Source organism: Pseudomonas sp. HMSC057H01, from assembly GCF_001836405.1.
Lineage (GTDB): Bacteria > Pseudomonadota > Gammaproteobacteria > Pseudomonadales > Pseudomonadaceae > Pseudomonas > Pseudomonas aeruginosa.
In genome coordinates this window covers 133,615-139,663 of the sequence record NZ_KV828426.1, presented here as the reverse complement: position 1 = coordinate 139,663, position 6,049 = coordinate 133,615, and the positions used below count along the sequence as shown (strand labels likewise).

The 6,049-nt window shown below is 68.1% G+C and carries 6 protein-coding genes and 1 pseudogene; all 7 read left to right on the top strand.

Annotation, left to right across the window (positions count from 1 at the left end):
• The coding region (locus tag HMPREF2581_RS09050; protein ID WP_139181898.1) for a helicase HerA-like domain-containing protein at positions 1-1,169 on the top strand (1,169 nt) is incomplete at its 5' end.
• Entirely contained in the window at positions 1,166-1,891 is a 726-nt protein-coding gene (gene trbJ, locus HMPREF2581_RS09045) for a P-type conjugative transfer protein TrbJ (RefSeq protein WP_003138979.1), read from the top strand. The genes HMPREF2581_RS09050 and trbJ, both read left to right, overlap by 4 nt.
• 11 nt (positions 1,892-1,902) lie before the next feature.
• A complete protein-coding gene (locus HMPREF2581_RS09040) occupies positions 1,903-2,223 on the top strand; it encodes a hypothetical protein (RefSeq protein ID WP_016254219.1) in 321 nt (106 codons plus the stop codon).
• Complete coding sequence (gene trbL / locus HMPREF2581_RS09035; protein ID WP_003138975.1) at positions 2,220-3,590, top strand: P-type conjugative transfer protein TrbL; 1,371 nt, start codon at positions 2,220-2,222, stop codon at positions 3,588-3,590. The genes HMPREF2581_RS09040 and trbL overlap by 4 nt, the downstream gene beginning before the upstream one ends.
• Positions 3,591-3,602: 12 nt before the next feature.
• A complete protein-coding gene (gene trbF, locus HMPREF2581_RS09030; protein ID WP_003138973.1) occupies positions 3,603-4,307 on the top strand; it encodes a conjugal transfer protein TrbF in 705 nt (234 codons plus the stop codon).
• Positions 4,304-5,293, top strand: a complete 990-nt coding sequence (gene trbG / locus HMPREF2581_RS09025) for a P-type conjugative transfer protein TrbG (RefSeq protein ID WP_003138972.1) — start codon at positions 4,304-4,306, stop codon at positions 5,291-5,293. The genes trbF and trbG overlap by 4 nt, the downstream gene beginning before the upstream one ends.
• Positions 5,294-5,295: 2 nt before the next feature.
• Positions 5,296-6,049, top strand: a pseudogene (locus HMPREF2581_RS09020) (TrbI/VirB10 family protein); the annotation flags it as partial.

Here is a 6,049-nt window from a genome sequence, read left to right as displayed (position 1 = left end):
CGACGCCGTTCCGGCTGGTGACGCACATCGGCGACGTGGGCCACACGCTGGTCGCCGGCCCGACCGGCATGGGCAAGTCGGTCTTGCTCGCCACGCTGGCGATGCAGTTTCGCCGCTATCGCGGCTCGCGCATCTTCGCGTTCGACATGGGCTGCTCGATGCGCGCCACGATCCTCGGGCTGGGCGGCGAGCACTACGACCTGGGCACGGATGGCGAAATCGCTTTCCAGCCGCTTGCCCGTATCGACCGTGAAGGCTACCGCACCTGGGCGGCCGAATGGATCGAAGGCCGCTTGCTGCATGAAGGCGTGACGGTCGGCCCCGATGAGAAGGCCGCCATCTGGTCGGCGCTGGGGAGCCTGGCCGGTGCGCCGGTGGAGCAGCGCACGATGACCGGGCTTTCCGTGCTGTTGCAGAGCAATGTGCTGCGCCAGGCGCTCGCGCCCTATGTGCTGGGCGGCGCGCACGGCAAGCTGCTGGACGCCGATCACGACCGGCTGGGCATGGCCGACGTGCAGTGCTTCGAGATGGAGGAGCTGATGCACAGCAAGGCCGCCGTCATGGCCGTGCTGCATTACCTCTTTGCGCGTTTCGATGAACGCTTTGACGGTGCGCCCACGCTGCTGATCCTCGATGAAGCGTGGCTGTTCCTCGATGACGCGGTGTTCGCGGCGCGCATCCGCCAGTGGCTCAAGACGCTGCGCAAGAAGAACGTCAGCGTCATCTTCGCCACGCAGTCGCTTGCGGACATCAAGGATTCGAGCATCGCGCCCGCGATCATCGAAAGCTGCGCAAGCCGCATCTTCCTGCCGAACCCGCAGGCGACCGAGCCGCAGATTCGCACGATCTACGAGGGCTTCGGCCTCAACAGGCGGCAGATCGAGATCGTCGCCACCGCGCAGCCCAAGCGCGACTACTACTACCAATCCCGCCTCGGCAACCGCCTGTTCGACCTCGACCTGGGACTGGCGACGCTGGCCTTCGCGGGCGCTTCCACGCCGCAAGACCAGCGCGACATGGATCGCGTGCTGCTGGACGCCGGCACGCCCGGCTTCGCGGGCGCATGGCTGCGCCATCGCGGCCTCGATTGGGCGGCTGACCTGCTGCCCTCGTTCCCCGGCCTCGCGCCGGTTTCCTTCGCTGACCAACCACTGGAGAACCTGCCATGAAGAAGCGCCTTGTCGCCGCTGCCATCGCGGCCATGCTTTGCACCGCCACCGCCCATGCGCAATGGGTCGTGATCGACCCCACGAACCTCGTGCAGAACACGCTGACCGCGATCCGCACGCTGGAACAGATCAACAACCAAATCCAGCAGCTTCAGAACGAAGCGCAGATGCTGATGAATCAGGCGCGCAACCTCGCCAGCCTGCCGTCCAGCGTCGTCGGCCAGTTGCGCGCCAACCTGGCGACCACCGAGCGGCTGATCGCCCAAGCGCGCGGCTTGGCCTACGACGTGACGAATCTGGATCGGGAGTTCGCGCGCCTGTACCCGGAGCAGTACGCCGCCACCGTCAGCGGCGACCAGATGTACCGCGACGCCCAAGAGCGGTGGAAGAACACGCTCAACGGCTTGCAGACCACCATGCAGATGCAGGCGCAGGTGTCGCAGAACCTGGGCGAAGACGAAAGCGTGCTGGCCGATCTGGTCGGCAAGAGCCAGTCAGCGCAAGGCGCGCTGCAAGCGATGCAGGCCATGAACCAGTTGCTCGCCTTGCAGGCCAAGCAGTCGATCCAGTCGCAGCGGCTCCAGATCACGCAAGACCGGGCCGCCTCGCTGGAACTGGCGCGGCAGGCGGCGGCCACCGAGCGCGCCCGCGAAGTGCGGCGGCGCTTCCTCGGGGAAGGCACGCCGTACACGCCGCAGTCCGTCAACTTCTACCGCGACTGACGGGGGCCGACATGCGATGCGTCCTCGTCCTTGGTGCCGTGCTGCTGGCCGCCTGCGGCGAGCAGCCGGCCGACAACCTCGCCGATGCCCTGGCCGCCGATCCCGTGCGGCTCAAGGCATTGCGCGCGCAATGCGCGGCCGACCGGCAGGCCACGGGCGAGGACGCTTGCCGCGCCGCCGCCGAAGCCTTCCGGCGGCGCTTCTTTTCCGGCGAGGCCGGGCCGGATGAATACCAGACGCTGGCCGACCTGCCGCCGATCTCGCCCAGCTTCGAGGAACCGGCCGATGGCACCGCGCCGGCCTTGCCCGCCGCCCCGGAGGGCACGCCATGAATGACGTGACGATCATCGACCAGTTCCTCAACACCTTCGCCACCTACATCGACTCGGGTTTCGGGCTGCTGCGCGGCGAAGTGGCGTTCCTCACGGCCACGCTGATCGTCATCGACATGACGATCGCCGGGTTGTATTGGGCCATGAGCCATGCCACCGGCCAGGGCGAGGACGTGATCGCCAAGCTGCTGCGCAAGGTGCTGTACGTCGGTGCCTTCGCCTACATCATCAACAACTTCAACTGGCTGGCCAGCATCGTGTTCCGCTCGTTCGCGGGACTGGGTATCACCGCCACCGGCTCGACTATCACGATGGAAGACTTCTTGCAGCCGGGCCGGCTGGCGAAGGCCGGCCTTGATGCGGGCGGGCCGATCTTCCTGCAACTCGATGACCTGATGGGATTTCCCGAGGTGTTCTTGAACCTCGATGCCATCTTGGTGCTGTTCCTCGCATGGCTAGTCGTGGTGCTGTGCTTCTTCGTGCTGGCGATCCAGCTTTTCATCACGCTGATCGAGTTCAAGTTGACGACGCTGGCTGGCTTCGTGCTGGTGCCGTTCGCGCTGTGGAACAAGACCTCGTTCCTGGCCGAAAAGGTGCTGGGCAACGTGGTATCCGCTGGCGTCAAGGTGCTGGTTCTGGCTGTGATCGTCGGTATCGGCTCGGGCCTTTTCGCGCAGTTCCAAGTCCATCCTGACGAGCCTTCTATCGACCACGCGCTGGTCATCATGCTGGCCTCGCTCACCTTGCTGGCGCTCGGGATCTTCGGCCCCGGCATCGCCACGGGCCTCGTGTCCGGTGCGCCCCAGCTCGGCGCGGGCGCGATGGCCGGTGCCGCTATCGGCGCAGCCGGAACGGCAGTGGCTGTCGGTGCTGCCGCGACGGGCGTGGGCGGTGCGGTGGCCGCTGGTGCCCGCATGGCCCCGGCCGCCGCCAAGCTGGCCGGCAGCGGCGCGCGTGCCGCCACGTCGGCGGCTGGCAGCGCGAAGTCGGCGTTCCAGGCCGGTTCCGCAGCAGCAGGCGGCGGTGCCAAAGGCGCGATGGCGGGCTTGGGCAACGTCGCCAAGACCGGCGCGCAGTCCGCCGGACGCGCTGCCGCATCCCGCGCTTCCGCTGCTGGGCAGCGCATGGCCGCGCCGTTCCGCGCTGGCTGGAAAGGCGACGCTGGCGCGTCAGCCGGCCAAGCCGCCACCAGCGAAGCCCCCGCAGGCGCTGCCGCTGCACAGACGCCCGAGCAACCCGCCTGGGCCAAGCGGCTGCAACGCCGCCAGCAACTCACTCATGCCGCGACCACCACCGCCCACACGCTGCGCGGTGGCGATGGCGGCGGCTCCGGCCAAGGGCCGAGCCTGCGCGATTCCGACTCATAAGGAGAACTGACCATGCGATTCAAGAAACCGCAGGTGCGCTACGCCGACACGCCGCAGCCTGCCACGCCGTACCAAGCTGCCGGCCAGGTGTGGGACGACCGTATCGGCTCGCCGCGCGTGCAGGCGAAGAACTGGCGCTTGATGGCGTTCGGGTGCCTGACGCTCGCGCTGCTGATGGCCGGCGGCCTGGTGTGGCGCTCGGCGCAGTCCATCGTGACGCCCTATGTGGTGGAGGTGGACAACGCGGGCCAGGTGCGCGCTGTGGGCGAAGCCGCCACGCCGTACCGCCCCAGCGATGCACAGACGGCGCACCACATTGCGCGCTTCGTGACGCTGGTGCGCTCGCTGTCCATCGACCCCATCGTCGTCCGCCAAAACTGGCTGGACGCCTACGACTACACGACCGACAAGGGCGCGGCCGTGCTCAACGACTACGCGCGGGTCAACGACCCGTTCGCACGCATCGGCAAGGAGTCGGTGACGGTGCAGATCACCAGCGTCGTGCGCGCCAGCGACACGTCTTTCAACGTGCGCTGGACGGAACGGCGCTACGTCAACGGCGCCGCGGCGGGCCTGGAGCGGTGGACGGCGGTGGTGTCCATCGTGCTCCAGCCACCGCGCACCGAAGAACGCCTGCGCAAGAACCCGCTGGGCATCTACGTCAACGGCCTGTCGTGGAGCCGTGAACTGGATTCTTCCGAAGGAGCAAAGCCATGAATGATGTTTTCCGCAAATCCGCCTTGCCGCTGATCCTGCTGGCCCTCGCGGGCTGCGCCACGCAGGGCAAGCCGCCGCCGACCATCTCGCTCGATGAGCCGGTGCAGGCGCAGCCGCTGCCGGAGCCGCCCGCGCCGGTGGAGGTGGTCAAGGTGCCCGAGCCGCTGGCGCTGCCGGCGCAGTTGAAGCCATTGCCCGAAGCCGAGGCTGCCAAGCCCGTCCCTGAACCTGCCGACGAAACCGTGCGCGTCTCGCGTGCCAACGCCGAGGCCCGCATCGCGCCCACGCGCGAGGGCTACGTCAATGCGATTCAGGTGTGGCCCTACACCGATGGCGCGCTGTATCAGGTCTATGCGGCCGTGGGCCGCGTGACCGTGATCACGCTCCAGCCGGGCGAGGAACTGGTGACGGTCGCCGCTGGCGACACTGTGCGCTGGATCGTGGGCGACACATCCAGCGGCAGCGGTGATGCGCTGCGCGTGAACGTGATGGTGAAGCCCATCCGCTCGGGCCTCAAGACGAATCTGGTCATCACCACCAGCCGGCGCACCTACCTGCTGGAGCTGACCTCGACAGAGAAGACGTGGATGGCGTCAGTGTCGTGGGAGTACCCGAAGGACAAGATGCTGGCCTTGCAGCGCCAGGCGCAGGCGGCCAGCGCCGCCGCGCCAGTCGATACCGGCTTGTCGCTGGAGAAGATCCGCTTCCGCTACGCGATCAGCGGCAGCAATCCGCCGTGGAAGCCGCTGCGCGCCTTCGATGACGGCGAGAAGGTCTATATCCAGTTCCCGCCGGGCATCGCGCAAGGCGAGCTGCCGCCGCTGTTCGTCATCGGCGCGCAGGGCGACGGGCAACTGGTGAACTACCGCTTCCGTGCGCCGTACTACATCGTGGATCGCCTCTTTGGGGCGGCGGAGCTGCGCTTGGGCGGCGACAAGGGCGACGTGGTGCGGATCGAGCGCACGGACGGCGCGCGGAGGAACTGACCATGAGCCAGGACGACACCCCCGACCGTGCCGCGCCGCAGGTGGGCAAGGTCGCGCCCGAGGCGGTGGCGCTGCGCGCGCAGCCGCGCCCGGTCACGCGCCTTAACCGGCGCACGCTGGCGATGTTCATGGGCGGCCTGTCGGTCGCCGTGCTGGGTGCGACCATCTGGTCATTGCAGCCGCACCGGCGCGGCGCGGGCGAGCAGACCGAGCTTTACAACGTCGATCGCGTGTCCAAGTCCGAAGGGCTGGACGGCCTGCCGGCCGACTACTCGAAGCTGCCGCAGAAGGTGCCCGAGCTGGGGCCGCCGCTGCCGGGCGACCTTGGCCCCGCCATCGTGGCCTCGCAGCAGCCGGTCACGCCGACCTATGTGCCGCCCGGCCACGACCCCGAGGACGCCTTGCGCAAGGAGGCTGACGCCGCTGCGGCCTCATCGGTGTTCTTCCGCTCGGGCCAGCAGGGCAATGCCGCAGCGCCAGCCACGGCCCAAGCCGCTGCGGCTGCGACTGGCAACGCCTTGGCAGGCTTCGACCCGCTGGCGGCTGGGCCTGCCTCGATGGCGGCCCAGCCTGCCGACCCGACTGCCACGCAGAACCGGCAAGACCAGAAGGAGGCATTCCTGAAAGGCGGTTCTACGGAAACCCGCAATTCCGGCAACCTGCAAATGCCGGCCTCGCCGTATCAAGTCATGGCCGGGACAGTGATCGCGGCTGCGTTGGTGACGGGCATCAAGTCCGACTTGCCGGGCGACGTGA